1 protein-coding gene is annotated in these 1,324 nt (G+C 55.4%); it reads left to right on the top strand.

Features of this window, described 5'->3' with window-relative positions:
- Positions 1–4: 4 nt before the first annotated feature.
- Positions 5–1,324 (top strand): condensation domain-containing protein (locus tag A1355_RS08995; RefSeq protein WP_269454750.1); only part of this gene is annotated, 1,320 nt, incomplete at its 3' end.

Genomic DNA, 1,324 nt, shown 5'->3' with positions numbered 1-1,324 from the left:
GATCTTGTTTCATGCCTTGCGCGAGCCAGAAGCTAATTTGTATGTCACACAAATGGCGGTAGATCTGCAAGGACTGGATGTAAACCGTTTTGTGGAAGCTTGGCGGACGGTGTTGCGCCGCCATTCGATTTTGCGTAGCGGTTTTGTCTGGCAGGGTGACTTGCCGGTGCCGTTGCAGGCGGTGTTCAAGGATGTGGAATTGCCGGTGGCACTGCATGATAGGCGTCTGCAGCCTTTCGACGAATCCGAGTTGGTCGAATTGCGAAAAGCCGATTATGAACGGGGCTTTGATTTATGCCAGGCACCGCTGTTGCGTCTAACGCTGGTGAGTCTGGCCGGCGGCATGACGCATTTGATCTGGACCTGTCATCATTTGTTGCTGGACGGCTGGAGTACTTCCTTGCTGCTGGGCGAAGTCATGGACATATACGCCGGTGCCGCGCCGCGTGCTCGCCAAGGCAATTACCGGGATTACATAGCTTGGCTGCAAAGCCAGGATAAAGCCGCCGGCGAAACGTTCTGGCGGTGGCAACTCGGCGGAGTCAATGCGCCGTGCTTGTTGGCGGCAACCGTCAACGCACCACAAGCCTCGGGCAACGGTTATTGGAACTTCCGATTGGATGCTGACGAAACCCAGCGCTTGCAGGCTACCGCGCAACAGCAGCGCATTACATTGAACACCTTGTTGCAAGGCGCCTGGGCCTTGTTGCTGCGGCATTACACCGGCCAAAGCCGTGTCGTTTTCGGCGCGACGGTGGCTGGGCGGCCAGGCGATTTGCTGGGCGCGGAAACTATGCTGGGCTTGTTCATCAATACCTTGCCGGTGGCGATAGAGATTTCGCCTGCCATGCCGTTGGCCGAGTGGCTGCGCGGATTGCAAGCCGACAATCTGCGCTTGCGCGAATTCGAATACCTGCCGCTTTACGAGATTCAGCGTTGGGCAGGTGTCGGCGGCGATTTGTTTGATACTTTGCTGGTGTTCGAAAACTACCCGGTCGATGAGGCATTGCAGCAGTCAGGCAGTGGCTTGAGTATCGGCAATGTCAATCAGCACGATGTCACCAATTATCCCTTGACGGTGGATGTTGCGGTTGGGAGGGTGCTAGAGATCGGCTTTGATTTTTCCCGAGCTTATTTCGGTGAGGAAGACATTCGCCGTATCGGCGATTGTTTTCGGACTTTATTACTGTCCATCGGACAACACGCCGAGGAGGCTATTGGCAGTATAGGGTATGGGGCTTTCGACGGGCCGAAAACCCATACCATCCCCGCAAAGCGGTTGGATGAACGTCTGTTACTTCAAACCATTCGTACTCAAGCACAA

The organism is Methylomonas koyamae (genome assembly GCF_001644025.1).
Classification (GTDB): domain Bacteria; phylum Pseudomonadota; class Gammaproteobacteria; order Methylococcales; family Methylomonadaceae; genus Methylomonas; species Methylomonas koyamae_A.
This window is presented reverse-complemented; position numbering and strand designations above follow the sequence as displayed.